At 51.6% G+C, this 24,532-nt stretch carries 25 protein-coding genes and 3 tRNA genes; 15 read left to right on the forward strand and 13 right to left on the reverse strand.

Features of this window, described 5'->3' with window-relative positions:
- Positions 1 to 78 precede the first annotated feature (78 nt).
- On the forward strand, positions 79 to 1,101 hold the full coding sequence (gene lgoD, locus ACJHXB_RS03940) for an L-galactonate oxidoreductase (RefSeq protein ID WP_000106043.1): 1,023 nt from the start codon (positions 79 to 81) through the stop codon (positions 1,099 to 1,101).
- Positions 1,102 to 1,238: 137 nt separating this feature from the next.
- On the opposite strand, the gene opgB is transcribed toward lgoD, so the two are convergent.
- From opgB to ACJHXB_RS03970, 6 genes are all read right to left on the reverse strand, one after another.
- Positions 1,239 to 3,530, reverse strand: coding sequence for a phosphatidylglycerol--membrane-oligosaccharide glycerophosphotransferase (gene opgB / locus ACJHXB_RS03945; protein WP_001292670.1), 2,292 nt, complete (start codon positions 3,528 to 3,530; stop codon positions 1,239 to 1,241).
- A 252-nt stretch (positions 3,531 to 3,782) separates the two neighbouring features.
- The gene (yjjA, locus tag ACJHXB_RS03950; protein WP_001308243.1) at positions 3,783 to 4,277 is read right to left on the reverse strand and encodes a DUF2501 domain-containing protein YjjA; all 495 of its coding nucleotides are present in this window, start codon (positions 4,275 to 4,277) and stop codon (positions 3,783 to 3,785) included.
- Between the two features lie 48 nt (positions 4,278 to 4,325).
- Positions 4,326 to 5,063, reverse strand: a complete 738-nt coding sequence (gene dnaC, locus ACJHXB_RS03955; protein WP_000799911.1) for a DNA replication protein DnaC — start codon at positions 5,061 to 5,063, stop codon at positions 4,326 to 4,328.
- A 2-nt stretch (positions 5,064 to 5,065) separates the two neighbouring features.
- Positions 5,066 to 5,605, reverse strand: coding sequence for a primosomal protein DnaT (gene dnaT, locus ACJHXB_RS03960; protein ID WP_000098818.1), 540 nt, complete (start codon positions 5,603 to 5,605; stop codon positions 5,066 to 5,068).
- 106 nt (positions 5,606 to 5,711) lie between these two features.
- Positions 5,712 to 6,185: a threonine/serine exporter gene (locus ACJHXB_RS03965; RefSeq protein ID WP_000538191.1), complete on the reverse strand. Its 474-nt coding sequence runs from the start codon at positions 6,183 to 6,185 to the stop codon at positions 5,712 to 5,714.
- A complete protein-coding gene (locus ACJHXB_RS03970; protein ID WP_001346517.1) occupies positions 6,176 to 6,946 on the reverse strand; it encodes a threonine/serine exporter ThrE family protein in 771 nt (256 codons plus the stop codon). Before ACJHXB_RS03970 ends, ACJHXB_RS03965 begins: the two co-directional genes overlap by 10 nt.
- Before the next feature lie 618 nt (positions 6,947 to 7,564).
- Between ACJHXB_RS03970 and ACJHXB_RS03975 the strand changes: the two genes are divergently transcribed.
- Complete coding sequence (locus ACJHXB_RS03975; protein ID WP_000936635.1) at positions 7,565 to 8,290, forward strand: helix-turn-helix domain-containing protein; 726 nt, start codon at positions 7,565 to 7,567, stop codon at positions 8,288 to 8,290.
- On the forward strand, positions 8,248 to 8,925 hold the full coding sequence (gene bglJ, locus ACJHXB_RS03980) for a DNA-binding transcriptional activator BglJ (protein WP_001300509.1): 678 nt from the start codon (positions 8,248 to 8,250) through the stop codon (positions 8,923 to 8,925). Before ACJHXB_RS03975 ends, bglJ begins: the two co-directional genes overlap by 43 nt.
- Before the next feature lie 37 nt (positions 8,926 to 8,962).
- Here bglJ and fhuF read toward each other — a convergent pair whose 3' ends face one another.
- Entirely contained in the window at positions 8,963 to 9,751 is a 789-nt protein-coding gene (gene fhuF / locus ACJHXB_RS03985) for a siderophore-iron reductase FhuF (RefSeq protein WP_000331577.1), read from the reverse strand.
- A gap of 140 nt (positions 9,752 to 9,891) precedes the next feature.
- Here fhuF and ACJHXB_RS03990 point away from each other — a divergent pair, with 140 nt between their 5' ends.
- A complete protein-coding gene (locus tag ACJHXB_RS03990) occupies positions 9,892 to 10,128 on the forward strand; it encodes a DUF1435 domain-containing protein (protein WP_001422893.1) in 237 nt (78 codons plus the stop codon).
- Positions 10,129 to 10,166: 38 nt separating this feature from the next.
- Here the strand turns inward: ACJHXB_RS03990 and ACJHXB_RS03995 are convergent.
- From ACJHXB_RS03995 to rsmC, 4 genes are all read right to left on the reverse strand, one after another.
- A tRNA-Leu gene (locus tag ACJHXB_RS03995) sits at positions 10,167 to 10,253 on the reverse strand.
- 34 nt (positions 10,254 to 10,287) lie between these two features.
- Positions 10,288 to 10,374 (reverse strand) — tRNA-Leu (locus ACJHXB_RS04000).
- Positions 10,375 to 10,402: 28 nt separating this feature from the next.
- A tRNA-Leu gene (locus ACJHXB_RS04005) sits at positions 10,403 to 10,489 on the reverse strand.
- A 300-nt stretch (positions 10,490 to 10,789) separates the two neighbouring features.
- Positions 10,790 to 11,821 (reverse strand): 16S rRNA (guanine(1207)-N(2))-methyltransferase RsmC, encoded by a 1,032-nt coding sequence (gene rsmC, locus ACJHXB_RS04010; protein WP_001272308.1) that lies wholly within the window; start codon positions 11,819 to 11,821, stop codon positions 10,790 to 10,792.
- Between the two features lie 102 nt (positions 11,822 to 11,923).
- On the opposite strand from rsmC, the gene holD reads away from it, so the two are divergent.
- The 8 genes from holD to ACJHXB_RS04050 all read left to right on the forward strand — a co-directional run bounded on the left by holD (position 11,924) and on the right by ACJHXB_RS04050 (position 18,381).
- Entirely contained in the window at positions 11,924 to 12,337 is a 414-nt protein-coding gene (gene holD, locus ACJHXB_RS04015; RefSeq protein ID WP_000204024.1) for a DNA polymerase III subunit psi, read from the forward strand.
- Positions 12,306 to 12,752 carry a ribosomal protein S18-alanine N-acetyltransferase gene (gene rimI / locus ACJHXB_RS04020; protein ID WP_001092461.1) on the forward strand — a complete coding sequence of 149 codons (447 nt, stop codon included), beginning with the start codon at positions 12,306 to 12,308 and terminating at the stop codon, positions 12,750 to 12,752. Before holD ends, rimI begins: the two co-directional genes overlap by 32 nt.
- A 14-nt stretch (positions 12,753 to 12,766) precedes the next feature.
- Positions 12,767 to 13,444 carry a pyrimidine 5'-nucleotidase gene (gene yjjG / locus ACJHXB_RS04025; protein WP_000870712.1) on the forward strand — a complete coding sequence of 226 codons (678 nt, stop codon included), beginning with the start codon at positions 12,767 to 12,769 and terminating at the stop codon, positions 13,442 to 13,444.
- A gap of 90 nt (positions 13,445 to 13,534) precedes the next feature.
- Positions 13,535 to 15,124: a peptide chain release factor 3 gene (prfC, locus tag ACJHXB_RS04030; protein ID WP_000175940.1), complete on the forward strand. Its 1,590-nt coding sequence runs from the start codon at positions 13,535 to 13,537 to the stop codon at positions 15,122 to 15,124.
- Positions 15,125 to 15,516: 392 nt separating this feature from the next.
- Complete coding sequence (osmY, locus tag ACJHXB_RS04035; RefSeq protein WP_001295748.1) at positions 15,517 to 16,122, forward strand: molecular chaperone OsmY; 606 nt, start codon at positions 15,517 to 15,519, stop codon at positions 16,120 to 16,122.
- Positions 16,123 to 16,248: 126 nt separating this feature from the next.
- Complete coding sequence (locus tag ACJHXB_RS04040) at positions 16,249 to 16,410, forward strand: DUF1328 domain-containing protein (RefSeq protein WP_000490275.1); 162 nt, start codon at positions 16,249 to 16,251, stop codon at positions 16,408 to 16,410.
- Positions 16,411 to 16,531: 121 nt separating this feature from the next.
- A complete protein-coding gene (locus ACJHXB_RS04045) occupies positions 16,532 to 17,605 on the forward strand; it encodes a patatin family protein (RefSeq protein ID WP_000531527.1) in 1,074 nt (357 codons plus the stop codon).
- The gene (locus ACJHXB_RS04050; RefSeq protein ID WP_000563028.1) at positions 17,602 to 18,381 is read left to right on the forward strand and encodes a metal-dependent hydrolase; all 780 of its coding nucleotides are present in this window, start codon (positions 17,602 to 17,604) and stop codon (positions 18,379 to 18,381) included. Before ACJHXB_RS04045 ends, ACJHXB_RS04050 begins: the two co-directional genes overlap by 4 nt.
- Positions 18,382 to 18,414: 33 nt before the next feature.
- Here ACJHXB_RS04050 and ACJHXB_RS04055 read toward each other — a convergent pair whose 3' ends face one another.
- Together ACJHXB_RS04055 and ACJHXB_RS04060 are read right to left on the reverse strand one after the other, a co-directional pair.
- Complete coding sequence (locus tag ACJHXB_RS04055) at positions 18,415 to 19,278, reverse strand: YjjW family glycine radical enzyme activase (RefSeq protein WP_001088388.1); 864 nt, start codon at positions 19,276 to 19,278, stop codon at positions 18,415 to 18,417.
- Entirely contained in the window at positions 19,250 to 20,800 is a 1,551-nt protein-coding gene (locus ACJHXB_RS04060) for a YjjI family glycine radical enzyme (protein ID WP_001143204.1), read from the reverse strand. The genes ACJHXB_RS04055 and ACJHXB_RS04060 overlap by 29 nt, the downstream gene beginning before the upstream one ends.
- A gap of 257 nt (positions 20,801 to 21,057) precedes the next feature.
- Here ACJHXB_RS04060 and deoC point away from each other — a divergent pair, with 257 nt between their 5' ends.
- The 3 genes from deoC to deoB all read left to right on the forward strand — a co-directional run bounded on the left by deoC (position 21,058) and on the right by deoB (position 24,512).
- Positions 21,058 to 21,837: a deoxyribose-phosphate aldolase gene (gene deoC, locus ACJHXB_RS04065; protein WP_001407310.1), complete on the forward strand. Its 780-nt coding sequence runs from the start codon at positions 21,058 to 21,060 to the stop codon at positions 21,835 to 21,837.
- Between the two features lie 77 nt (positions 21,838 to 21,914).
- Positions 21,915 to 23,237: a thymidine phosphorylase gene (deoA, locus tag ACJHXB_RS04070; protein ID WP_000477811.1), complete on the forward strand. Its 1,323-nt coding sequence runs from the start codon at positions 21,915 to 21,917 to the stop codon at positions 23,235 to 23,237.
- A gap of 51 nt (positions 23,238 to 23,288) precedes the next feature.
- Positions 23,289 to 24,512, forward strand: a complete 1,224-nt coding sequence (gene deoB, locus ACJHXB_RS04075) for a phosphopentomutase (protein WP_000816471.1) — start codon at positions 23,289 to 23,291, stop codon at positions 24,510 to 24,512.
- The last annotated feature ends 20 nt before the right edge of the window (positions 24,513 to 24,532 follow it).

Consider the following 24,532-nt stretch of genomic DNA (forward strand, 5'->3'; position numbering starts at 1 on the left):
ACAAAACAGATTTTCCGTTCCGCTGCCATTTTTCATTTTCATTGATATCTAAGGCAACAAAAAATGGAGAGCCGAATCATGTCTACGATGAATGTTTTAATTTGCCAGCAGCCGAAAGAATTAGTCTGGAAACAACGCGAGATACCTATTCCGGGTGACAATGAAGCATTAATAAAAATTAAGTCAGTCGGCATTTGTGGTACCGATATTCATGCCTGGGGTGGGAATCAACCATTTTTTAGTTATCCACGCGTTTTAGGCCATGAAATATGTGGGGAGATTGTTGGGCTGGGTAAAAATATTGCAAATCTTAAAAATGGACAGCAAGTAGCGGTGATCCCTTATGTTGCCTGTCAGCAATGCCCGGCGTGTAAAAGCGGGCGTACCAATTGCTGTGAAAAAATTTCAGTCATTGGCGTGCATCAGGATGGCGGTTTTAGTGAGTATTTGAGCGTGCCGGTGGCGAACATTTTGCCCGCAGATGGTATTGACCCGCAGGCGGCAGCATTAATTGAACCTTTCGCTATTAGCGCTCATGCGGTGCGTCGCGCAGCCATTGCTCCCGGCGAGCAGGTGCTGGTGGTCGGGGCGGGGCCAATCGGTCTGGGCGCGGCGGCAATCGCTAAAGCCGATGGCGCACAGGTGGTGGTGGCGGATACCAGTCCGGCGCGCCGTGAACATGTGGCAACGCGTCTGGAATTACCTGTACTGGACCCGTCAGCCGAAGATTTTGACGCGCAGCTGCGGGCGCAGTTTGGTGGTTCGCTGGCGCAGAAAGTGATCGACGCGACAGGTAATCAACATGCGATGAATAACACCGTGAATCTGATTCGTCACGGCGGCACGGTGGTATTTGTCGGTCTGTTTAAAGGTGAGTTGCAGTTCTCCGATCCGGAATTCCATAAAAAAGAAACGACGATGATGGGTAGCCGCAACGCCACGCCGGAAGATTTCGCTAAAGTCGGTCGACTGATGGCGGAAGGGAAAATCACTGCCGACATGATGTTAACCCATCGCTATCCGTTCGCCACGCTGGCAGAAACCTACGAGCGCGATGTGATTAACAATCGTGAGTTGATTAAGGGTGTAATTACTTTCTGATAAGGCGAGATTATTAAAGTTGCCATGCAGCGTCCGGGGAAGTGTTGGGCGCTGTTTTTTTTGTTTCTTAATAGTGTGTTGTAAGCCGGAGAAGGCGTGTAGGTCGCACCTTATGCGACCTACACATCAGTCAGGAATTACCCTTCACGTTCTACCACTTTAATTTCCACCATGCCGATCCCGAGCTTACGCGGCGAGTGTCCGAGGATATTCCCTTCGTTGGTTGAGACAGGTTCCGGCGGCACAATTACCAGCGTGTCGGCATCGGTTGGGTTATCGAAATGCAGCGTGGTGGTGGTCACTTCATTGCCCAGCACAAGAGTTTGTTCTTCATTGCCTACGCGTACCGGAATAGGACGGCTGGCGTTATTGCCGTATGCTTTGGCGGTAATCACCAGGTCAAATTTCTTCGGCAGCGGATGCTTGTACTCGATTTTTACTTCGTCGCCCAGTTGCGCGTTGGACCAGCGGCCCCACGACTCCGGACGGGAAATCCCGCTAAACTGTTTCACCTCTTCTGGCGCACCGGCGACGTTAAAGATGAAACTGTCGGCTTTGTAGCGAATATCGTTATCAACAATCTTCAGCGTATCGACATTGCCTTTGTAACGCGCCATGTCGATGACCGTATCTTTAAATGCCGTTTTGCCCTTCCACATTGTTTTATCAACATGCTGGACAATTTGCTGACCGCCAAGCTGCCCTTGCGAGACACACCAGTCGGTGGAGAGTGCCAGTTCCGGAGCCCAAAGTTGTGCCATCTTGTAGCAACGGTCAACCCAGACGAAATTGTCGCGTGGAGCGAAATCGGCCAGCTGGAAACGCAGCGGTGCTGAGTATTCGCTTTCCGGCAGCGGTTCCACGCGTTTGTCTGAAACCCGCAACAGCAGCGGCAAACGGAAATGGCTACCCGAGAAGGCAATCATGTTTTTCTGCTGGTCGATGGTGAACTCTTTCATCTCTTTAGGGAATTTCCACAGGCGGATGATATCCGGCTTCCACGCCAATGTTTTCTCTTTGATATTGAGGAAGATTTCCGACATTGACTGCCCGGATAAACTGCTACGACCAAGTCCGAGATAGTTATCGCCACCGAGAATGTCCAGCACCGTCGCGCCGTTATCCATCGTGTTACGCTTCACCGCCAGCGTCTCTTGCTGCGGCTTGTCGCCACGGATGACAAAAAACAGGTTATTGCGATCCTGTTTATTAAGGTATTTCCACGCCGTGTTGTTCATCGCTAAATGGTCAGAAGAGACGACGATGACGGTATCTTTAAACCACGGTGACGCTTTGATTTTGTTGATAAACGTCGCGATATTCTCCTGGCTGCAACTTACCGCGCTGAATGACTGATTCGGCTTACCGTCAAAATCATATTTTTTGCGGTTACAGGTACGCGAGATAAAACCATCCGGGTGATGGGTATCGACTGTCAGGGTAAACAGTGAGAATCGCTGACCTGAGCGGGAAAGCTCTTCAAACTTTTTCCACGCTTCATCGAGAACGGTATCGTCGTAGAATCCCCAGTCGTTGCGATAGTGCGGGTCGGCTACCACGCTTTTCAGCTCTTCTGAGCCGTATAAGTGGTCGAAGCCATGCGACTTCAGGAACACATCTTTACCGGCAAAACGCAGATTTGCGCCCTGCACGAAATAGTTCTGATAACCCGAGTTTTTCAGGATATCTCCCAGACAGATGTTCTGCGGGAAGAAGCTGGAGACAGAGGCGGAGGCGTTGCCTTCAAAGGGGGCAAACAGCGGTATGCCGCACTGAGAAGCCACCATGCCCGCAATCGTGTAATCCGTTCCTGGCAGCTGCTGCGTGTGGCTGAAATCCAGGCCTTCATTTTTCAACGCGCCCAGTTCAGGCGTGAGATCCGGGAAAGCCTCGTTATCAAAATAGGTCCGCTCGAGACTTTCGCCGTAGATATAAACCAGGTTGAGTTTCGGGTCAGGGATAGTTTTCGACGGCTCTTTATAATAAGCCGCAAAGTCCGGGTCGCCGTCGCGTGACTGGGATTTCACTAGTTCCGTTATCTGACGAAATGCCGGGCTGGCATCCACTGAACCCAGCGCCAGTAAGAGTGCCAGCAGGCTGTAACCAAAATGGTGCGGATGATGGCGACGACGGCGCAGGATCCAGCCCAGCGCACCGAACACCGCCGTCAGCCCCAGCACAATGCCGATACCAGGCAGGATGTATTTACTGACACCAGCACCGGTCAGGCTGTTGGTTAAGGTATAGAGAACCGCGTCGTTAATACCATCGCCAGTAAAATAGTCGCTGGCAAACAGGGTGATATTTAAAACGACAAATAGCCCCAGTACCGTTAATGTGGCTGCAAACCACCAGGTGTTACGTCCCGCTTTCCATGCGTAAATCAGCACAGAGGCGAGAAAAAGGGCGAAAGAGAGTAGTTCTGACAACGGGCGATCCTCACTAAACCGGGCCGTTTAGCCAACGTTTAAGCTTTTTGAGAAGCACAATGTAATGGCGTCGCCATATTGCTGCAATTCTAGTGTCAAAAAAATGCGATGTTGTTAGGAATTAGTTTATAAACAGACTTTTTTGATTACGGTCGCTTCCCGTGTAACAGGGGAAAACCGTCCAGGAGCAGGGAAAAGGGCAGGAGAGAGCCGCGTCAGCCGGGTAACAGCTAAAACGCGGCGTTTCGCGGTTCAGGAAATGAAGTTCAGCCCCTGCTTTAACACCAGATCGCAGGCTTTGGTTTTCACCTTTTCTGCCAGCGGAGTCGTTCCGATATTATCCAGATTGAGTTGCTGACCATCTTTAGTTTTCAGCAACCCCTGAATGCCATCCAGATAATTGGTGTCTTCTTTTTGCTCTTCACTGTTCAGGCCCAGTTTTTCCAGTACCTGATTCTTGATGTTTTCGGCATCGGTTACCGAAGCCAGCTTTTGCTTCGCGCAGTATTGCAGAATGCCTGCGGCATTGTTCATGTTATCTGCGCTTAAGGCCTGGTTTCCGCTGCTAAGCAAGTTAGTTAATGACGCGAGCGACCAACCGCCTTCCTGTGTCGTGCTGTTTTGGTTGCCAAGTTCGCTGGCGGCGCTGGAGAGCGCATCTTTCCAGGACGCAGCATGCACCCCGGTGGAAATTAATGCGCTGGCGGCAATGGCACAGCACAGAAGATGTTTAACAGTTTTCATCATCATTACTCAAGGTGGAATTGTGTCGCAGTATACCGCCAGAAACGGGGATTAATACTCTTTACCCGTTACCCGGCTACGGTAGCTATCCCAGTTGAAGATCACCCACAAACTGTTACCCAGGCGCATACGGTCCATCACGCGTTCGCCCAGCAACTTGGTCATCTCTTCCATATTACTGTTGGTCAGCATCCCGGTTGGGCGTTTGGAAGAAGAGCGGCGATCGACGATCTGGTTGATGATCACTTTTTCGTATTTCGATTCGGTCTGCACGCCGATCTCATCGATCACCAGCAGATCAACGTTGCTCAGATCGTTAAGCAGTTGTTCTTCGCTGGTACCGCTATTCCTGAAGGTATCTTTCATCGCCGACATAATATCGGCCACGGTGATGATCAATACGGATTTACCGCGTAGCAGCAGCTCGTTGCAGATTGCCGCCGCCAGATGGTTTTTGCCGGTTCCTGGCTTACCAGAAAAGATGAAGCTGGCGATGTTGCCGTCAAACTCTTCGACATACTGGCGCGCTTTGCTTAACGCATTCATCTGCCCTTCACACTCAACGCGATAGTTCTCAAAGGAGCAGTTCTGATGCAGTGGACGAATACCGGAGCGGTTAAAGGTGCGCTGCATTTTCATCGCCCGATTTTCACGTTCGAGAGCGGCGGAGCGGATCGCCCCTTGTTCTTTCTGCCAGGCCAGTAGTTCTTCACCCGTTTTGAAAGCAGGTTTGATATGGGCAGGCATCATTTTTTGCAGGCGTTGCATCAGGTCGCCAACGTTTTTCATCGTTACCCTCTGAATCCTGGTGGAATTTGGCTGTCAGGTTCACTGACCGTATTCACATCTCGTTTCGGCAGTCCGCCGTTGCTGGCACGACCGATTTGCAGGCTGCGCGCCAGTTTTTGTTGCCACTGCACATGGTGAAAGACTTTACCTTCCGCCTGCCAGTAGGCAATGAATGAGGCCAGTTCTTCGGTGGTCACCGGCTCTCTTAGCGCCACGCCCCATAGCGCCGCCAGGCGGATAAAGTCGGCATCGGGTTGCCAGTCCGGATACATGGCGAATTTCCCCATGGGTACAGCTACGGGAGCAGCTTGCGGTTCCTGATAGAGTTGATCGTCCAGAGCGACATCGCTTCCCGGACGCGCCAGCTTTTCTTCCAGCGCCAGCAGTTCAGCCAGGCGTGCAGGCGTGACGGCATAAAACGCCGGGGCATTGTTAGCAAATACGGCAACCACACCGCCTTCAGCTTTTGCCAGAACGGTTTGGTGATCGTGTACCAGGGCGTCAATACCAACGACGTCCGGGGTCAAAACTCTGGAAGACATACTGTTTCTCAAATATGGAACGATGAACGAGAAGGGAGATAACTTTTATAGTAACACACGGAGGAGAGGAGGCTGTCTCTCATCCGTGTGCTTAAGCGAGGCAATTTTATACGCGAGGGCGCTTGCGGTACAACCATAATCCAGGAATGGAAAGACCGATGGATAACGCACCAACAATTGATGAAGCTGTAAGAAAGTTGGTTAACAGGGTAATCATCAACGGTTCGCTGTAACCTAGTTGGCTGATTTTTACCGCCGAAATCATTGCGGTATAAGCCGATATGCCAGGGAACATAGGAATAACAGCCGCCACGGTAAACACTTTCGGATGCGCCAGATACCAGCGCGACCATTGAATACCAATGGTGCCGACCAGCATAGAAGCCATAAAAGTTGACCACTCAATATTCAGCCCGCTGGTCATTAAGATCATTCGGGAACCATGACCTATCGAGCCAAGCAGCGCACACCAGCGTAACGCCCGCACGGGAACGTTGAACACCATCGCAAAGCCGACCGCAGGAATGGCGGCGAGGATCATATCCTGCGCCAACGCTAACAGAAATTCGATCACACCCATCCGCGTAGCCCCCAAATCGTCAGTGCCATCACTACGCCGACGCAGGTAGCCAGTGTCAGCAGACTGGCGATCGCCCAGCGTGCCAGTCCGGTATTGATGTGGCCTTTAAACATATCGGCGACGGCATTAATCAACGGAAAACCCGGCACCAGCAGCAGAACGCTGGCGGCCATCGCGATAGTGGGTGTATTGCTGAAAGTGGGAAGTTGCAAAAGCAAACCGGAAATGGTGGTGGCGGCGAAAGCGGTGAGGCAAAAGTTGATCTGTGGATGAAGATGACGTTGTGCCAGCAGCTGGCGGATATACATCGCGACCGTACTGGCAAAGAAGGTGATGACGGCACCATCCCAGCCACCTTTATTGAGTTTACAGAAACAGGCGCAAGAAAGGCCGACCATTAAGGCTACCAGCCATCTCGGGTAACGTAATGGCTGAATTTGGCTAAATCGTTTCTCTACACCTTTGTAATCCAGCAGATGATGCTCCGCCAGAATCACAATGTGCTGGACTTCAGTCACCACATGCATATTAATGCCGCGATCGTGATTTTTTCGTGTCGATGTCAGGCATTGCCCATCTTTAATGGTTGTCAGCACTATGGCGTTCGAAGAGATAGAACTTTCGACGCTGTCCATTCCCAGCGCCCGACCCAGTCGTGAGGAAAGCTCATCAACCAACGCGCTTTCCGCACCATGTTGCAAAAGAAATAATCCACACTGGATACAAAGCCGTGTTACGGCTCGCTGTTGCTCAGTTTGCATAACTCGCCCTTTGTCATAGACGTGATGCGTATTGTTCAGATAATGAGAATCCATTTGTATCATGAAGCACGGTTGTTTTGCGGTAGGTTAAGATCAAAATTGCGCTGATTAATCCTGGTTATCAGGAGAAGCTCGGTGATAAAAAGCGAATTATCTCTCGTCGCAAACAAATTATCACATGAATATTATCACTATAATGAATTTATTGTTTAGCCTTTACGAATCAGGATAAAAGATAACTGGGCGCGTTTTTTAATTTTTACAAGTTAAAACTATCAGATTTTATTGAATAAATATTGATTGTGTGATCCCGCATTCTGCGGGAAGGGATATCAGTTAATTATAAATTAAATGAATGAGAATTCTGTTTTTCATTAAGTATTTCTAACAACTTAATGTAGATATTTTAAATGTCTCCAGGCTATTTCACCAGGTTATCATTTGATGCTAACCTTCTGACACATGCAGTGGAGTTGTTGTGCAGCAGGAGTATGCTGATATGAAAGTGAATGCTAAGGATAATTTATTCGCTTAATCTATTAATTTGCTGGAAACATTTAAGGAATGAATATCCTGAATAAACCATCATGATTTATAGACAGTGGATGTGGAGGAAATATGTTGCCAGGATGCTGCAAAAATGGAATTGTTATCAGTAAAATACCTGTTATGCAAGCAGGGTTAAAAGAGGTCATGAGGACTCACTTCCCTGAATATGAAATAATATCCAGCGCCTCTGCGGAGGACCTTACCTTATTACAATTACGTCGTTCCGGATTAGTCATTGCTGATTTAGCCGGTGAAAGTGAAGATCCACGTTCTGTTTGTGAACATTATTATTCTTTAATCTCACAATATCGGGAAATTCACTGGGTTTTCATGGTGTCACGTTCCTGGTATTCCCAGGCAGTAGAATTGCTCATGTGCCCTACGGCGACGTTATTGTCTGATGTTGAACCCATTGAGAATCTGGTCAAGACCGTTCGTTCCGGCAATACGCACGCAGAGCGTATCAGCGCCATGCTGACCTCTCCGGCAATGACTGAAACTCATGATTTTAGCTATCGCTCCGTCATTCTCACTCTTTCAGAGCGTAAAGTGCTGCGGCTATTAGGTAAAGGATGGGGCATCAACCAGATAGCTTCATTGCTTAAGAAAAGTAATAAAACTATCAGCGCCCAAAAAAACAGTGCGATGCGTCGACTGGCAATTCACAGCAACGCTGAAATGTATGCATGGATAAATAGCGCGCAGGGTGCAAGAGAACTTAACTTGCCTTCTGTTTATGGAGATGCCGCAGAATGGAACACAGCCGAATTAAGAAGAGAAATGTCGCACTCATAGAAAAATGCGTCATGAGTAGTATCGGTATTGAGAGTTTATTCAGAAAGTTTGCGGGTAACCCTTATAAGCTCCATACCTATACCAGTCAGGAGTCATTTCAGGATGCCATGTCGCGGATCTCGTTTGCGGCGGTCATTTTTTCTTTTTCTGCCATGAGAAGTGAGCGCAGAGAGGGATTATCATGCCTGACTGAACTGGCGATTAAGTTCCCGCGTACCCGGCGTTTAGTTATTGCGGATGATGATATTGAAGCTCGGCTGATTGGTTCATTGTCGCCATCACCGCTGGACGGTGTATTAAGTAAAGCGTCAACGCTGGAGATTTTTCATCAGGAACTCTTTTTGTCATTAAATGGTGTACGTCAGGCGACCGACCGACTGAACAATCAGTGGTACATTAATCAAAGCCGAACGCTAAGCCCGACGGAGAGAGAAATATTGCGCTTTATGTCGCGTGGCTACTCAATGACACAAATTGCCGAGCAGCTTAAACGCAATATCAAAACGATCCGTGCACATAAATTTAATGTGATGTCGAAACTGGGCGTCAGTTCTGATGCAGGGTTGTTGGAGGCCGCAGATATTCTGTTATGTATGCGGCATTGCGAAGCAAGTAATGTGTTGCATCCCTATTAATCCGCATGATGCCGGGTTTACTTCCCCGGCAGTGCTTTCATTTCAGCGTACAATCGCCACATTGCTGCACATCCGGTAACCGATAACGCTGGCAGCAAGTGCGGCGCACCAGCAGGCCGTCGCGCAGTACCACGGTACGCCAGAGTGGATTATCTTCACCGTTCGTGAGCATTTTCTCAAAAAAGAGGGCATGGCGCAGCGATTCAACCGTCGCCTCGCCAAGCAGCTGCTTCATCTCAGTGAGATACCAGTTGATCAAATAACCGGTATTACTCCAGATAAGTTTGCCGTTGATCTCTCCCGTCGCTTCTAATGCCTGCACAACCGGAACCAGCGCCTGGCTGATTAACGTTTCCATTCGCTGCTGCGGCGAATGTAGTGTTGCGTTTTTATCTTCACACACATCGACCCAGAAACAGGCGGCGCGTCCGGTTTCGTGAAACTCAACGTGGAAATGTTCCGGCGACACATCTAATGCTTTTTCCTGCGTCAGCAGCGCCAACATTAATGGTTGCACCATCAGGCCGATATACCATTGCGCCCATAGTGAGATCAGCGGTTTGTTCTCGCGGATCATCGTTGGTTGGTTGCGATAGATATGATCGGAATAGACCGCCAGTAGAGAACTTAGCGCATTCGTTGATGACCATTGCGCCAGCGTCATGGCGTTAAGCGGAGCGGGTTCATCCAGGCGGATAAACTCGAGCAAATGTTCACGATGTTCGGCGATCGTCGTCCGTATGGCTTGTGCAAGCCCAGCATCCTGCGGCTGGAGATGCGTTCGCCAGATAACATCTTCATAGAGCGGTGCGGAACGATAGGCCATAATCGGGATAGTAATCTAAATGATAATGATTGCTAATCCTAGCGATAGGTTTACCCGATAGCAAGGGATTTCTCTGGCTTGCAAATGATAAAAATTATCATATGATATTAGTTATCATTATCAATGAAAGAGATGAAACCATGTTGCAACGTACGCTGGGCAGTGGCTGGGGAGTGTTGCTGCCGGGATTGCTGATTGCAGGGCTGATGTATGCGGATTTATCGCCGGATCAGTGGCGGATTGTCATTCTGATGGGATTAATATTGACGCCGGTGATGCTGTATCACAAACAGTTGCGGCATTACGTTTTGCTGCCATCGTGCCTGGCGCTTATTGCTGGCATCATGCTGATGATAATGAATTTGAATCAGGGATGAAAAATCAGGGAAGAAACAAGAAAGGAAGTAAAGATAATTGGTGCGAGGGGGGGGACTTGAACCCCCACGTCCGTAAGGACACTAACACCTGAAGCTAGCGCGTCTACCAATTCCGCCACCTTCGCACAGTCATCTTACTTTTTTTGATATCGCCTCGTTTGGTGCGAGGGGGGGGACTTGAACCCCCACGTCCGTAAGAACACTAACACCTGAAGCTAGCGCGTCTACCAATTCCGCCACCTTCGCCCAGTGCGAGCAATATCAACGTGGTTTTTGGTGCGAGGGGGGGGACTTGAACCCCCACGTCCGTAAGGACACTAACACCTGAAGCTAGCGCGTCTACCAATTCCGCCACCTTCGCATACCATCAATTCTTAAAAAGAATTGCTACCACGGAGGCGCATTCTAGTGGTTTTCAGCTTTTCGTCAATAGTTAATTATCGCCGGAGGTGTAATTGCTGGAAAAATGTCCATCAGGAAACTAACGTGCAGGTTTTGTAGGTCGGATAAGGCGTTCACGCCGCATCCGACACGGTATTTGGGTGCAGATGCCAGATGCGACGCGGGCGCGTCTTATCTGGCCTACGAAGGGCTAACGTGCAGGTTTTGTAGGTTGTATAAGGCGAGCACGCCGCATCCGACAAGGCTTGCGGCGGGATACTTAACCTTTCTTCGCCTGGCGGGTCATAATGGCGCGATACACCTTGAAGCGCCCGGTTTGCGCGATCACTTCATGGAAGCCAAATGTCTCATCCAGCACGTCCGGATAAGGCAGGAAGGCGTTCGCTACAATTCGCAGCTCGCCGCCGCTATTAAGATGACGCACCGCGCCGCGAATCAGCGTTTGCGCCGCATCGAGGCTGGTTTGCATCCCATCGTGGAACGGCGGGTTGGAGATGATCATATCAAAACGACCTTTCACCTCGGAAAAGACGTTACTGGCAAAGACTTCACCTTCAACACCGTTGGCCGCAAGTGTTGCGCGGCTGGCTTCTACCGCTGGCGCAGAGACATCGCACAGAGTGAGACGAATTTTCGGCGAATGGCGCGCAAAGGCAACAGAAAGCACGCCCGCGCCACAGCCGACATCCAGCACTTTACCTTTCGTGTGCGGAGTTAACGTCGAGAGCAGTAACTGGCTACCGACATCCAGACCGTCGCGGCTAAACACGCCCGGCAGCGTTTTGACCGTCAGGCCATCCACGTTATATTCGCCCCAGAATTTATCCGCATCAAATTCCGGCTGTTTTTCCAGACGACCAAAATAGAGGCCGCAGCGACGGGCGCTGTCGACTTTATTCAACGGCGCATAATCTGCCAGCATCTGTTCGGCGCTGCGCACGCCGCTGCGGTTCTCGCCAACGACAAAAATATCCGTGCCCACCGGCAGCAGAGAAAGTAAATTCATCAACTGGAACTGGGCTTCCGGTTTATTCTTCGGCCAGTAGTAGATCAGCGTATCGCAATCTGCGACGTCATCTGCCGTTGCGACCAGACTAAAACGGGCGTTATCCCCCATCTGGCGGCTTAACACCTGCCAATGGTGGAATTGCTGGGTATGAGCACGGCTGGCCGCGGTATCTAAACGCGCGGGCAGGTCATCCTGTAAGTCTCCGGCAAACAGAATACGGCTTTGTTCGAAATCATCACTGTGACGCAGCAAGACTTCACTTGCCGGGGTAAATGCAGACATGGAATGCTCCTCAATTGATACTGGCGGCGATTATAGCCATATGTTGGCGCGGTATCGACGAATTTGCTATATTTGCGCCCCTGACAACAGGAGCGATTCGCTATGACATCCCGACGAGACTGGCAGTTACAGCAACTGGGCATTACCCAGTGGTCGCTGCGTCGCCCTGGCGCGTTGCAGGGGGAGATTGCCATTGCGATCCCGGCACACGTCCGTCTGGTGATGGTGGCAAACGATCTTCCCGCCCTGACTGATCCTCTGGTGAGCGATGTTCTGCGCGCATTAACCGTCAGCCCCGATCAAGTGCTGCAACTGACGCCAGAAAAAATCTCGATGCTGCCACAAGGCAGTCGCTGCAACAGCTGGCGGTTGGGTACTGACGAACCGCTATCACTGGAAGGCGCTCAGGTGGCATCACCGGCGCTCACCGAATTACGGGCAAACCCAACGGCACGCGCCGCGTTATGGCAACAAATTTGCACATATGAACACGATTTCTTCCCTCGAAACGACTGATTTACCAGCGGCTTACCACATTGAACAACGCGCCCACGCCTTTCCGTGGAGTGAGAAAACCTTTGCCAGCAACCAGGGCGAGCGTTATCTCAACTTTCAGTTAACGCAAAACGGCAAAATGGCGGCGTTTGCGATTACGCAAGTGGTGCTGGATGAAGCTACATTGTTCAATATTGCGGTCGATCCTGACTATCAGCGTCAGGGATTGGGAAGGGCGCTGCTGGAACATCTGATCGACGAACTGGAAAAACGCGGCGTGGCGACGCTATGGCTGGAAGTCCGTGCCTCAAACGCTGCCGCCATTGCACTGTACGAAAGTTTAGGCTTTAACGAGGCGACGATTCGCCGCAATTACTACCCCACCACGGACGGTCGCGAAGACGCCATCATCATGGCGTTGCCAATCAGTATGTAAGACAAGGTGGAATAATGAAGTGGGACTGGATTTTCTTTGATGCCGATGAAACGCTGTTTACCTTTGACTCATTCACCGGCCTGCAGCGGATGTTTCTTGATTACAGCGTCACCTTTACCGCTGAAGATTTTCAGGACTATCAGGCCGTTAACAAGCCACTGTGGGTGGATTATCAAAACGGCGCGATCACTTCATTACAGCTTCAGCACGGGCGGTTTGAGAGCTGGGCCGAACGGCTGAACGTCGAGCCGGGTAAACTCAACGAAGCCTTTATTAATGCGATGGCGGAAATCTGTACGCCGCTGCCGGGCGCGGTTTCTCTGCTTAACGCCATTCGTGGCAACGCTAAAATTGGCATCATCACCAACGGCTTTAGCGCCTTGCAGCAAGTGCGTCTGGAACGCACGGGCCTGCGTGATTATTTCGATTTGCTGGTGATTTCCGAAGAAGTTGGCGTTGCCAAACCGAATAAGAAAATTTTCGATTATGCGCTGGAACAGGCGGGCAATCCTGACCGTTCACGCGTGCTGATGGTTGGCGACACTGCCGAGTCCGATATTCTCGGTGGCATCAACGCCGGGCTTGCGACCTGCTGGCTGAATGCGCACAATCGCGAGCAACCAGAAGGCATCGCGCCTACCTGGACCGTTTCTTCGTTGCACGAACTGGAGCAGCTCCTGTGTAAACACTGATTGCCTCCCCCCCGTTGATGGGTAAAATAGCCGCAATTTTTCGTTTTCAACAAGCGCGGCGCGATGCCGCTTACTCAAGAAGAAAGAATTATGACGTTGTCTCCTTATTTGCAAGAGGTGGCGAAGCGCCGCACTTTTGCCATTATTTCTCACCCGGACGCCGGTAAGACTACCATCACCGAGAAGGTGCTGCTGTTCGGACAGGCCATTCAGACCGCCGGTACAGTAAAAGGCCGTGGTTCCAACCAGCACGCTAAGTCGGACTGGATGGAGATGGAAAAGCAGCGTGGGATCTCCATTACTACTTCTGTGATGCAGTTTCCGTATCACGATTGCCTGGTTAACCTGCTCGACACCCCGGGGCACGAAGACTTCTCGGAAGATACCTATCGTACCCTGACGGCGGTGGACTGCTGCCTGATGGTTATCGACGCTGCAAAAGGTGTTGAAGATCGTACCCGTAAGCTGATGGAAGTTACCCGTCTGCGCGACACGCCGATCCTCACCTTTATGAACAAACTTGACCGTGATATCCGCGACCCGATGGAGCTGCTCGATGAAGTTGAGAACGAGCTGAAAATCGGCTGCGCACCGATCACCTGGCCGATTGGCTGCGGCAAGCTGTTTAAAGGCGTTTACCACCTTTATAAAGATGAAACCTATCTCTATCAGAGCGGTAAAGGCCACACGATTCAGGAAGTCCGCATTGTCAAAGGGCTGAATAACCCGGATCTCGACGCTGCGGTTGGTGAAGATCTGGCACAGCAGCTACGTGACGAACTGGAACTGGTGAAAGGCGCGTCTAACGAGTTCGACAAAGAGCTGTTCCTTGCGGGCGAAATCACTCCGGTATTCTTCGGTACTGCGCTGGGTAACTTCGGCGTTGATCATATGCTGGATGGCCTGGTGGAGTGGGCCCCTGCGCCGATGCCGCGTCAGACTGATACCCGTACCGTAGAGGCGAGCGAAGACAAATTTACCGGCTTCGTATTTAAAATTCAGGCCAACATGGACCCGAAACACCGCGACCGCGTGGCGTTTATGCGCGTGGTATCCGGTAAATATGAAAAAGGCATGAAGCTGCGCCAGGTGCGCACTGCGAAAGATGTGGTGATCTCCGACGCGCTGACCTTTATGGCGGGTGACCGTTCGCACGTTGAAGAAGCGTATCCTGGCGATATCCTTGGTCTGCACAACCACGGCACCATTCAGATCGGCGACACCTTTACCCAGGGTGAGATGATGAAGTTCACCGGTATTCCGAACTTCGCACCAGAACTGTTCCGTCGTATCCGCCTGAAAGATCCGCTGAAGCAAAAACAGCTACTCAAAGGGCTGGTACAGCTTTCCGAAGAGGGCGCGGTGCAGGTGTTCCGTCCGATCTCCAACAACGATCTGATCGTTGGTGCAGTTGGTGTGCTGCAGTTTGATGTGGTGGTAGCGCGTCTGAAGAGCGAATACAACGTTGAAGCAGTGTATGAGTCAGTCAACGTTGCCACTGCCCGCTGGGTAGAATGTGCGGACGCGAAGAAATTCGAAGAGTTCAAGCGTAAGAACGAAAGCCAACTGGCGCTTGATGGCGGCGATAACCTCGCTTACATCGCTACCAGCATGGTCAACCTGCGCCTGGCGCAGGAACGTTATCCGGACGTTCAGTTCCACCAGACCCGCGAGCATTAATTCTTGCCTCCAGGGCGCGGTAGCCGCTGCGCCCTGTCAATTTCCCTTCCTTATTAGCCGCTTACGGAATGTTCTTAAAACATTCACTTTTGCTTATGTTTTCGCTGATCTCCCGAGCGGTTTCAAAATTGTGATCTATATTTAACAAAGTAATGACATTTCTGGCGGCGTTAAATACCGTTCAATGCGTAGATATCAGTATCTAAAGCCGTCGATTGTCATTCTACCGATATTAATAACTGATTCAGAGGCTGTAATGGTCGTTATTCATCACCCATCGCTTTTGTGATGGCGACCATTGACTTCTGTAGAGGGTGAAGTCTCTCCCTATTCAGCAATGCAACCTCGTGTTGCCAGGCTCAAATTACGAGCAAACATACAGGAATAAATCGATGACTATGACAAGACTGAAGATTTCGAAAACTCTGCTGGCTGTAATGTTGACCTCTGCCGTCGCGACCGGCTCTGCCTACGCGGAAAACAACGCACAGACTACCAATGAAAGCGCAGGGCAAAAAGTCGATAGCTCTATGAATAAAGTCGGTAATTTCATGGATGACAGCGCCATCACCGCGAAAGTGAAGGCGGCGCTGGTGGATCATGACAACATCAAGAGCACCGATATCTCTGTCAAAACCGATCAAAAAGTCGTGACCCTGAGCGGTTTCGTTGAAAGCCAGGCTCAGGCCGAAGAGGCAGTGAAAGTGGCGAAAGGCGTTGAAGGGGTGACCTCTGTCAGCGACAAACTGCACGTTCGCGACGCTAAAGAAGGCTCGGTGAAGGGCTACGCGGGTGACACCGCCACCACCAGTGAAATCAAAGCCAAACTGCTGGCGGACGATATCGTCCCTTCCCGTCATGTGAAAGTTGAAACCACCGACGGCGTGGTTCAGCTCTCCGGTACCGTCGATTCCCAGGCACAGAGCGACCGTGCTGAAAGTATCGCCAAAGCGGTAGATGGTGTGAAAAGCGTTAAAAATGATCTCAAAACTAAGTAATTCGTCGTAATTCGTCCTCCCGAACTTTGTCGGGAGGCGCGATGTGCACCACACTAAAAATATCGCATTGAGTGATTTTCACGCTCATATCAAGCGGTGACATTAACTATGGTAAAGGAGACGCTTATGTTTCGTTGGGGCATCATATTTCTGGTTATCGCGTTAATCGCCGCCGCACTTGGGTTTGGTGGTCTGGCCGGTACCGCTGCAGGCGCAGCTAAAATTGTCTTTGTCGTCGGGATTATTCTGTTCCTGGTGAGTTTGTTCATGGGCCGAAAACGACCCTAGATTTCAGACCATTAAGAAAATTTTATCCAAAGCCAGTCCAGCGGACTGGCTTTTGCGGTTTTAGCGAATAATAAATTGCGTTACTTTGTCATTCTTTCACAACAAAAACAGGAAGGCAGAGGTGGGGCAGCGAATACCTGTAACGCTTGGTAATATTGCGCCGTTGTCGCTAAGGCCGTTCCAGCCTGGACGAATAGCTCTGGTGTGCGAAGGCGGCGGACAGCGTGGAATTTTCACGGCTGGCGTGCTGGATGAGTTTATGCGCGCGCAGTTTAATCCTTTCGATCTTTATCTCGGCACATCTGCCGGGGCGCAGAACCTCTCGGCGTATATCTGCAATCAGCCCGGTTACGCGCGCAAAGTCATCATGCGCTATACCACAAAACGCGAATTTTTCGATCCATTGCGCTTTGTCCGTGGAGGAAATCTTATCGATCTCGACTGGCTGGTGGAGGCCACTGCAAGCCAGATGCCGTTGCAAATGGATACCGCCGCGCGGTTGTTTGACAGCGGCAAATCGTTTTATATGTGCGCCTGTCGTCAGGATGACTATGCGCCGAATTACTTTTTACCAACCAAACAAAACTGGCTGGATGTGATTCGCGCCTCCAGTGCGATACCTGGCTTTTATCGTAGCGGAGTGTCGCTGGAAGGCATTAACTACCTGGATGGCGGGATCAGTGATGCGATTCCGGTTAAAGAGGCGGCAAGGCAGGGAGCAAAAACCTTGGTCGTCATCCGCACCGTGCCGTCGCAAATGTACTACACGCCGCAGTGGTTCAAACGCATGGAACGCTGGCTGGGTGACAGTAGCCTGCAGCCGCTGGTCAATCTGGTGCAGCATCATGAAACCAGCTATCGTGACATTCAGCAATTTATTGAGAAACCACCGGGCAAACTGCGGATATTCGAAATTTATCCGCCGAAGCCATTGCATAGTATCGCGCTTGGCAGTCGGATTCCGGCGCTGCGTGAAGACTATAAACTTGGGCGTTTATGCGGTCGTTATTTCCTAGCAACGGTTGGCAAGCTATTAACTGAAAAAGCGCCGCTAACCCGCCATCTGGTGCCAGTGGTGACGCCGGAATCGATTGTCATTCCGCCTGCGCCAGTCGCCAACGATACGCTGGTTGCCGAAGTGAGCGATGCTCCGCAGGCGAACGACCCGACATTTAACAATGAGGATCTGGCTTGATTTGCCGTTTTATCGACACCCACTGCCATTTTGATTTCCCGCCGTTTAGTGGCGATGAAGAGGCCAGCCTGCAACGCGCGGCACAAGCGGGCGTAGGCAAGATCATTGTTCCGGCGACAGAGGCGGCAAATTTTGCCCGTGTGTTGGCATTAGCGGAAAATTATCAACCGCTGTATGCCTCGTTAGGGTTGCATCCGGGGATGTTAGAAAAACATAGCGATGCATCGCTGGAGCAGTTACAGCAGGCGCTGGAAAGGCATCCGGCGAAGGTGGTGGCGGTGGGGGAGATCGGCCTGGATCTCTTTGGCGACGATCCGCAATTTGAGAGGCAGCAGTGGTTACTCGACGAACAACTGAAACTGGCGAAACGCTACGATCTGCCGGTGATCCTGCATTCACGGCGCACGCACGACAAACTGGCGATGCATCTTAAACGCCACGATTTGCCGCGTACTGGCGTGGTTCACGGTTTTTCCGGCAGCCTGCAACAGGCTGAACGGTTTGTACAGCTGGGCTACAAAATTGGCGTAGGCGGCACTATCACCTATCCACGCGCCAGTAAAACCCGCGATGTCATCGCAAAATTACCGCTGGCATCGTTGTTGCTGGAAACCGATGCGCCGGATATGCCGCTCAACGGCTTTCAGGGGAAGCCTAACCGCCCGGAACAGGCTGCGCGGGTGTTTGCCGTACTTTGCGAGTTACGCCCGGAACCAGAAGATGAGATTGCCGAAGTGTTGCTTAATAATACGTATGCGTTGTTTAACGTGCCGTAGGCAGGACAAGGCGTTTACGCCACATCCGGCATGTCACAAATACAGCGCCGGAAATATCAACCGGCTCACCCCGCGCTCCCGTAACGCATCAGCCAACTGCTCAACATCTTCCGGTGTGGCGCTCGGCCAGCTTTGCGCTTCGCCATACACGCCGTGGGCATGAAACGCGTTCAGGCGTACCGGAACATCGCCAAGTCCCTTGATAAACGCCGCCAGTTCTTCGATGTGTTGCAAATAATCCACCTGGCCAGGGATTACCAGCAAACGCAGTTCCGCCAGCTTGCCGCGCTCTGCCAGCAAATAGATGCTGCGCTTAATCTGCTGATTATCGCGTCCGGTTAACTGTTGATGACATTCGCTACCCCACGCTTTGAGATCGAGCATCGCGCCGTCGCACACCGGGAGCAATTTTTCCCAGCCGGTTTCGCTCAACATACCGTTACTGTCCACCAGACAGGTGAGATGGCACAGTTGCGGATCATTTTTGATAGCAGTAAACAGCGCCACCACAAACGGTAGCTGGGTCGTGGCTTCGCCGCCGCTTACCGTTATCCCTTCGATAAACAGCACTGCTTTGCGGATATGGCTAAGCACCTCATCCACGCTCATGGACTGCGCCATTGGCGTGGCATGTTGCGGACACATCTTCAGGCAGGTATCACATTGCTCGCAGACCACAGCGTTCCACACCACTTTGCCGTCAACAATCTGCAACGCCTGATGCGGACACTGTGGCACGCACTCTCCACAGTCATTGCAGCGTCCCATCGTCCACGGATTGTGACAATTTTTGCAACGCAGATTGCAGCCCTGCAAAAACAGAGCCAGACGACTGCCTGGCCCGTCAACGCAGGAGAAGGGGATAATCTTACTGACTAAAGCGCATCTGCTGTTCATGGCTTATCACGCGCGGCTGGCGTTCCAGAATACGAGTGTTACGTGCGGCTTCTTCTCCCAGCCAGGTGGTGTTGGTACGTGAGCCTTCGGCACGATATTTTTCCAGATCCGACAAACGCACCATATAACCAGTAACGCGAACCAGGTCGTTACCGCTGATATTGGCGGTAAATTCACGCATTCCGGCTTTAAAGGCACCGAGGCAAAGCTGTACCAGCGCCTGCGGATTACGTTTGATGGTTTCGTCGAGCGTCAGAATGTCGCTGATGCCGGAATAATAATAAGCATGATGCGGGGCGACGGTTTGCAGATGGGTGATCGGATCTGGCTCATCACCATACGGCAAACGTGCGCCCGGCGTGGTGCCGACATCGGAACTTATCCCCGACTGTGCGTGTAACATGGCGCGTTTTTGCCAGCCATATTTCACGGGGGTATTGGCGACAAACTCCGCCAGTTGCGCGCTGATGCGATAACCCACTTCATTTGCGGCGGCCTCTTTACCGTAGCGCGCGGCAATCCCTTCGTTTTCACACAGCAAGTTAACCGCTTCCGCCAGCCCATACATGCCAAACATTGGCACAAAACGTTCAGGGTTAATCAGCCCTTCTTTCACCAGGAAGCTATTCTCAAAGAAGTGTGATTGTTGATAGAGGAATTCACACCGCGCATCGATGATGGCGATCTGCTGCTGGCAGTAGTGCGGTAGAGTGCGCGTAAAGAAGTCATCCAGCGATTCGCTGCGCTCGGCAATGGCTTTCAGGTTAAGGCGTACCAGCGTGCTGCCACCACCCGCCAGCGGCAGTGAGTTGTAACAGCTCACAATCCCGTAGCCCCCTTTTGTGAAAATTTTATCATGCACCGGAGCGTTGGCGATGTGCGGTTTGCTACATTCACAGATGTTCTTCGCCACTTCCAGCAGTAGGTCATCAGGGGTGATTTCAGGATCGTAGATAAAGGTCAGGTTCGGTGAAACCTGCTTCAACTCTGCGTCTGCACGTAAGATCGCGCGGGTAATGGGCGAATCAGACGGGCCGATATTGGCGTGCATAAAGGCGTCTGGCAGGGTTCTGTCGAGGTAACGCCAGAAACGTTTTATTCGAATATCGATCTCGTCTTGTGTTAGAATTCTAACATACGGTTGCAACAACGCATCCAGTTGCCCCAGGTAGACCGGCATCGATGTGACCGACGGTACGTGGTGGTAAAGAATGGTCAGCAGAGAGAGTGCATCATCAAGATCTTTCGCGCCTTCCAGCTCCAGCCATTCGGAACCGTTCGCCAGAAAACGGGCGTAATCGGGTAAGACATAGCGCGGTTTGTACGGCGCATGACCTTCAAACATATCGCAGATTACACCCTCATCCAGCGCGCGGCGGGCTTCGGCAGGAAGCTGCGGATAAGGCAGATTGTTTTCTGCTTCCAGTGCCAGAAAATGGCGCTTCTGCTCCGGGCTAAGCACTGGGCTGGTGACAATTTGCAGGCAACGTTGTTGCAGTGCATTTTCATGAGAAGTGGGCATCTTCTTTTCCTTTTATGCCGAAGGTGATGCGCCATTGTAAGAAGTTTCGTGATGTTCACTTTGATCCTGATGCGTTTGCCACCACTGACGCATTCATTTGAAAGTGAATTATTTGAACCAGATCTCATTACAGTGATGCAAACTTGTAAGTAGATTTCCTTAATTGTGATGTATATCGAAGTGTGTTGCGGAGTAGATGTTAGAATACTAACAAACTCGCAAGGTGAATTTTATTGGCGACAAGCCAGGAGAATGAAATGACTGATCTGAAAGCAAGCAGCCTGCGTGCACTGAAATTGATGGACCTGACCACCCTGAATGACGACGACACCGACGAGAAAGTGATCGCCCTGTGTCATCAGGCCAAAACTCCGGTCGGCAATACCGCCGCTATCTGTATCTATCCTCGCTTTATCCCGATTGCTCGCAAAACGATGAAAGAGCAGGGTACCCCGGAAATCCGTATTGCTACGGTAACCAACTTCCCACACGGTAACGACGACATCGAAATCGCGCTGGCAGAAACCCGTGCGGCAATCGCCTACGGTGCCGATGAAGTTGACGTGGTGTTCCCGTACCGCGCGCTGATGGCGGGTAACGAGCAGGTTGGTTTTGACCTGGTGAAAGCCTGTAAAGAGGCTTGCGCTGCGGCTAACGTACTGCTGAAAGTGATCATCGAAACCGGCGAACTGAAAGACGAAGCGCTGATCCGTAAAGCGTCTGAAATCTCCATCAAAGCGGGTGCTGACTTCATCAAAACCTCTACCGGTAAAGTGGCAGTGAACGCGACGCCGGAAAGCGCGCGCATCATGATGGAAGTGATCCGCGACATGGGAGTAGAAAAAACCGTTGGTTTCAAACCGGCAGGCGGCGTGCGTACTGCGGAAGATGCGCAGAAATATCTCGCCATCGCCGATGAACTGTTCGGCGCTGACTGGGCCGATGCGCGTCACTACCGCTTTGGCGCTTCCAGCCTGCTGGCAAGCCTGCTGAAGGCTCTGGGCCACGGCGACGGTAAGAGCGCCAGCAGCTACTAAGGCTTGATTTGCCGGATGACGCAGCGATGCTCATCCGGTTCCCCGATTACCTCGTCTCTTTTCCACGGGAGGTTACCTTGTTTCTCGCACAAGAAATTATTCGTAAAAAACGTGATGGTCATGCGCTGAGCGATGAAGAAATTCGTTTCTTTATCAACGGCATTCGCGACAACACTATCTCCGAAGGGCAGATTGCCGCCCTCGCGATGACCATTTTCTTCCACGATATGACAATGCCTGAGCGTGTCTCGCTGACCATGGCGATGCGAGATTCAGGAACCGTTCTCGACTGGAAAAGCCTGCATCTGAATGGCCCGATTGTTGATAAACACTCCACCGGTGGCGTCGGCGATGTGACTTCGCTGATGTTGGGGCCGATGGTCGCAGCCTGCGGCGGCTATATTCCGATGATCTCCGGTCGCGGCCTCGGTCATACTGGCGGTACGCTCGACAAACTGGAATCCATCCCTGGCTTCGACATTTTCCCGGATGACAACCGTTTCCGCGAAATTATTAAAGACGTCGGCGTGGCGATTATCGGTCAGACCAGTTCACTGGCTCCGGCTGATAAACGTTTCTACGCGACCCGTGATATTACCGCAACCGTGGACTCCATCCCGCTGATCACTGCCTCGATCCTGGCGAAGAAACTGGCGGAAGGTCTGGATGCGCTGGTGATGGACGTGAAAGTGGGTAGCGGTGCATTTATGCCGACCTACGAACTCTCTGAAGCCCTTGCCGAAGCGATTGTTGGCGTGGCTAACGGCGCTGGCGTGCGTACCACCGCGCTGCTCACCGATATGAATCAGGTACTGGCCTCCAGTGCAGGTAACGCGGTTGAAGTTCGTGAAGCGGTGCAGTTCCTGACGGGTGAGTATCGTAACCCGCGTCTGTTTGATGTCACGATGGCGCTGTGCGTAGAGATGCTTATCTCCGGCAAACTGGCGAAAGATGACGCCGAAGCGCGCGCGAAATTGCAGGCGGTGCTGGACAACGGTAAAGCGGCAGAAGTCTTTGGTCGTATGGTAGCGGCACAAAAAGGCCCAACCGACTTCGTTGAGAACTACGCGAAGTATCTGCCGACAGCGATGCTGACGAAAGCAGTCTATGCTGATACCGAAGGTTTTGTCAGTGAAATGGATACCCGTGCGCTGGGGATGGCAGTGGTTGCAATGGGCGGCGGACGCCGTCAGGCATCTGACACCATCGATTACAGCGTCGGCTTTACTGATATGGCGCGTTTGGGCGACCAGGTAGACGGTCAGCGTCCACTGGCGGTTATCCACGCGAAAGACGAAAACAGCTGGCAGGAAGCGGCGAAAGCGGTGAAAGCGGCAATTAAACTTGCCGATAAAGCACCGGAAAGCACACCAACTGTCTATCGCCGTATCAGCGAATAACGGTATACTGATCTGATCATTTAAATTTGAAGCACTGAGTACGGAGAACATATGAAACGTGCATTTATTATGGTGCTGGACTCATTCGGCATCGGCGCTACAGAAGATGCAGAACGCTTTGGTGACGTCGGGGCTGACACCCTGGGTCATATCGCAGAAGCTTGTGCCAAAGGCGAAGCTGATAACGGTCGTAAAGGCCCGCTCAATCTGCCAAATCTGACCCGTCTGGGGCTGGCGAAAGCACACGAAGGTTCTACCGGTTTCATTCCGGCGGGAATGGACGGCAACGCTGAAGTTATCGGCGCGTACGCATGGGCGCACGAAATGTCATCCGGTAAAGATACCCCGTCTGGTCACTGGGAAATCGCCGGTGTCCCGGTTCTGTTTGAGTGGGGATACTTCTCCGATCACGAAAACAGCTTCCCGCAAGAGCTGCTGGATAAACTGGTTGAACGCGCTAATCTGCCGGGTTACCTCGGTAACTGCCACTCTTCCGGTACGGTCATTCTGGATCAGCTGGGCGAAGAGCACATGAAAACCGGCAAGCCGATTTTCTATACCTCCGCTGACTCCGTGTTCCAGATTGCCTGCCATGAAGAAACTTTCGGTCTGGATAAACTCTACGAACTGTGCGAAATCGCCCGTGAAGAGCTGACCAACGGCGGCTACAATATCGGTCGTGTTATCGCTCGTCCGTTTATCGGCGACAAAGCCGGTAACTTCCAGCGTACCGGTAACCGTCACGACCTGGCCGTTGAACCGCCAGCACCGACCGTGCTGCAGAAACTGGTTGATGAAAAACACGGCCAGGTGGTTTCTGTCGGTAAAATTGCAGACATCTACGCCAACTGCGGTATCACCAAAAAAGTGAAAGCGACTGGCCTGGACGCGCTGTTTGACGCCACCATCAAAGAGATGAAAGAAGCGGGTGATAACACCATCGTCTTCACCAACTTCGTTGACTTCGACTCTTCCTGGGGCCACCGTCGCGACGTCGCCGGTTATGCTGCGGGTCTGGAACTGTTCGACCGCCGTCTGCCGGAGCTGATGTCTCTGCTGCGCGATGACGACATCCTGATCCTCACCGCTGACCACGGCTGTGATCCGACCTGGACCGGTACTGACCACACGCGTGAACACATTCCGGTACTGGTTTACGGCCCGAAAGTAAAACCGGGCTCACTGGGTCACCGTGAAACCTTCGCGGATATCGGCCAGACTCTGGCAAAATATTTTGGTACTTCTGATATGGAATATGGCAAAGCCATGTTCTGATAATGGGTGCGGCTTGATGC

This window comes from Escherichia sp. WS3227_2 (assembly GCF_046486495.1).
GTDB classification, from domain to species: domain Bacteria; phylum Pseudomonadota; class Gammaproteobacteria; order Enterobacterales; family Enterobacteriaceae; genus Escherichia; species Escherichia coli.

Bases quoted from the DNA above. Each gene is read 5' to 3' on its own strand.
- deoC (WP_001407310.1), top strand. From the start codon at position 21,058: ATGACTGATCTGAAAGCAAGCAGCCTGCGTGCACTGAAATTGATGGAC.
- ACJHXB_RS03965 (WP_000538191.1), bottom strand. From the start codon at position 6,185: ATGGGTGTGATCGAATTTCTGTTAGCGTTGGCGCAGGATATGATCCTC.
- ACJHXB_RS04060 (WP_001143204.1), bottom strand. From the start codon at position 20,800: ATGCCCACTTCTCATGAAAATGCACTGCAACAACGTTGCCTGCAAATT.
- fhuF (WP_000331577.1), bottom strand. From the start codon at position 9,751: ATGGCCTATCGTTCCGCACCGCTCTATGAAGATGTTATCTGGCGAACG.
- dnaT (WP_000098818.1), bottom strand. From the start codon at position 5,605: ATGTCTTCCAGAGTTTTGACCCCGGACGTCGTTGGTATTGACGCCCTG.
- yjjA (WP_001308243.1), bottom strand. From the start codon at position 4,277: ATGATGAAAACTGTTAAACATCTTCTGTGCTGTGCCATTGCCGCCAGC.
- bglJ (WP_001300509.1), top strand. From the start codon at position 8,248: ATGGAACACAGCCGAATTAAGAAGAGAAATGTCGCACTCATAGAAAAA.
- yjjG (WP_000870712.1), top strand. From the start codon at position 12,767: ATGAAGTGGGACTGGATTTTCTTTGATGCCGATGAAACGCTGTTTACC.
- osmY (WP_001295748.1), top strand. From the start codon at position 15,517: ATGACTATGACAAGACTGAAGATTTCGAAAACTCTGCTGGCTGTAATG.
- ACJHXB_RS04055 (WP_001088388.1), bottom strand. From the start codon at position 19,278: ATGAACAGCAGATGCGCTTTAGTCAGTAAGATTATCCCCTTCTCCTGC.
- ACJHXB_RS03970 (WP_001346517.1), bottom strand. From the start codon at position 6,946: ATGCAAACTGAGCAACAGCGAGCCGTAACACGGCTTTGTATCCAGTGT.
- ACJHXB_RS04040 (WP_000490275.1), top strand. From the start codon at position 16,249: ATGTTTCGTTGGGGCATCATATTTCTGGTTATCGCGTTAATCGCCGCC.
- dnaC (WP_000799911.1), bottom strand. From the start codon at position 5,063: ATGAAAAACGTTGGCGACCTGATGCAACGCCTGCAAAAAATGATGCCT.
- rimI (WP_001092461.1), top strand. From the start codon at position 12,306: ATGAACACGATTTCTTCCCTCGAAACGACTGATTTACCAGCGGCTTAC.
- holD (WP_000204024.1), top strand. From the start codon at position 11,924: ATGACATCCCGACGAGACTGGCAGTTACAGCAACTGGGCATTACCCAG.
- deoB (WP_000816471.1), top strand. From the start codon at position 23,289: ATGAAACGTGCATTTATTATGGTGCTGGACTCATTCGGCATCGGCGCT.
- rsmC (WP_001272308.1), bottom strand. From the start codon at position 11,821: ATGTCTGCATTTACCCCGGCAAGTGAAGTCTTGCTGCGTCACAGTGAT.
- prfC (WP_000175940.1), top strand. From the start codon at position 13,535: ATGACGTTGTCTCCTTATTTGCAAGAGGTGGCGAAGCGCCGCACTTTT.
- ACJHXB_RS03975 (WP_000936635.1), top strand. From the start codon at position 7,565: ATGTTGCCAGGATGCTGCAAAAATGGAATTGTTATCAGTAAAATACCT.
- ACJHXB_RS03990 (WP_001422893.1), top strand. From the start codon at position 9,892: ATGTTGCAACGTACGCTGGGCAGTGGCTGGGGAGTGTTGCTGCCGGGA.
- lgoD (WP_000106043.1), top strand. From the start codon at position 79: ATGTCTACGATGAATGTTTTAATTTGCCAGCAGCCGAAAGAATTAGTC.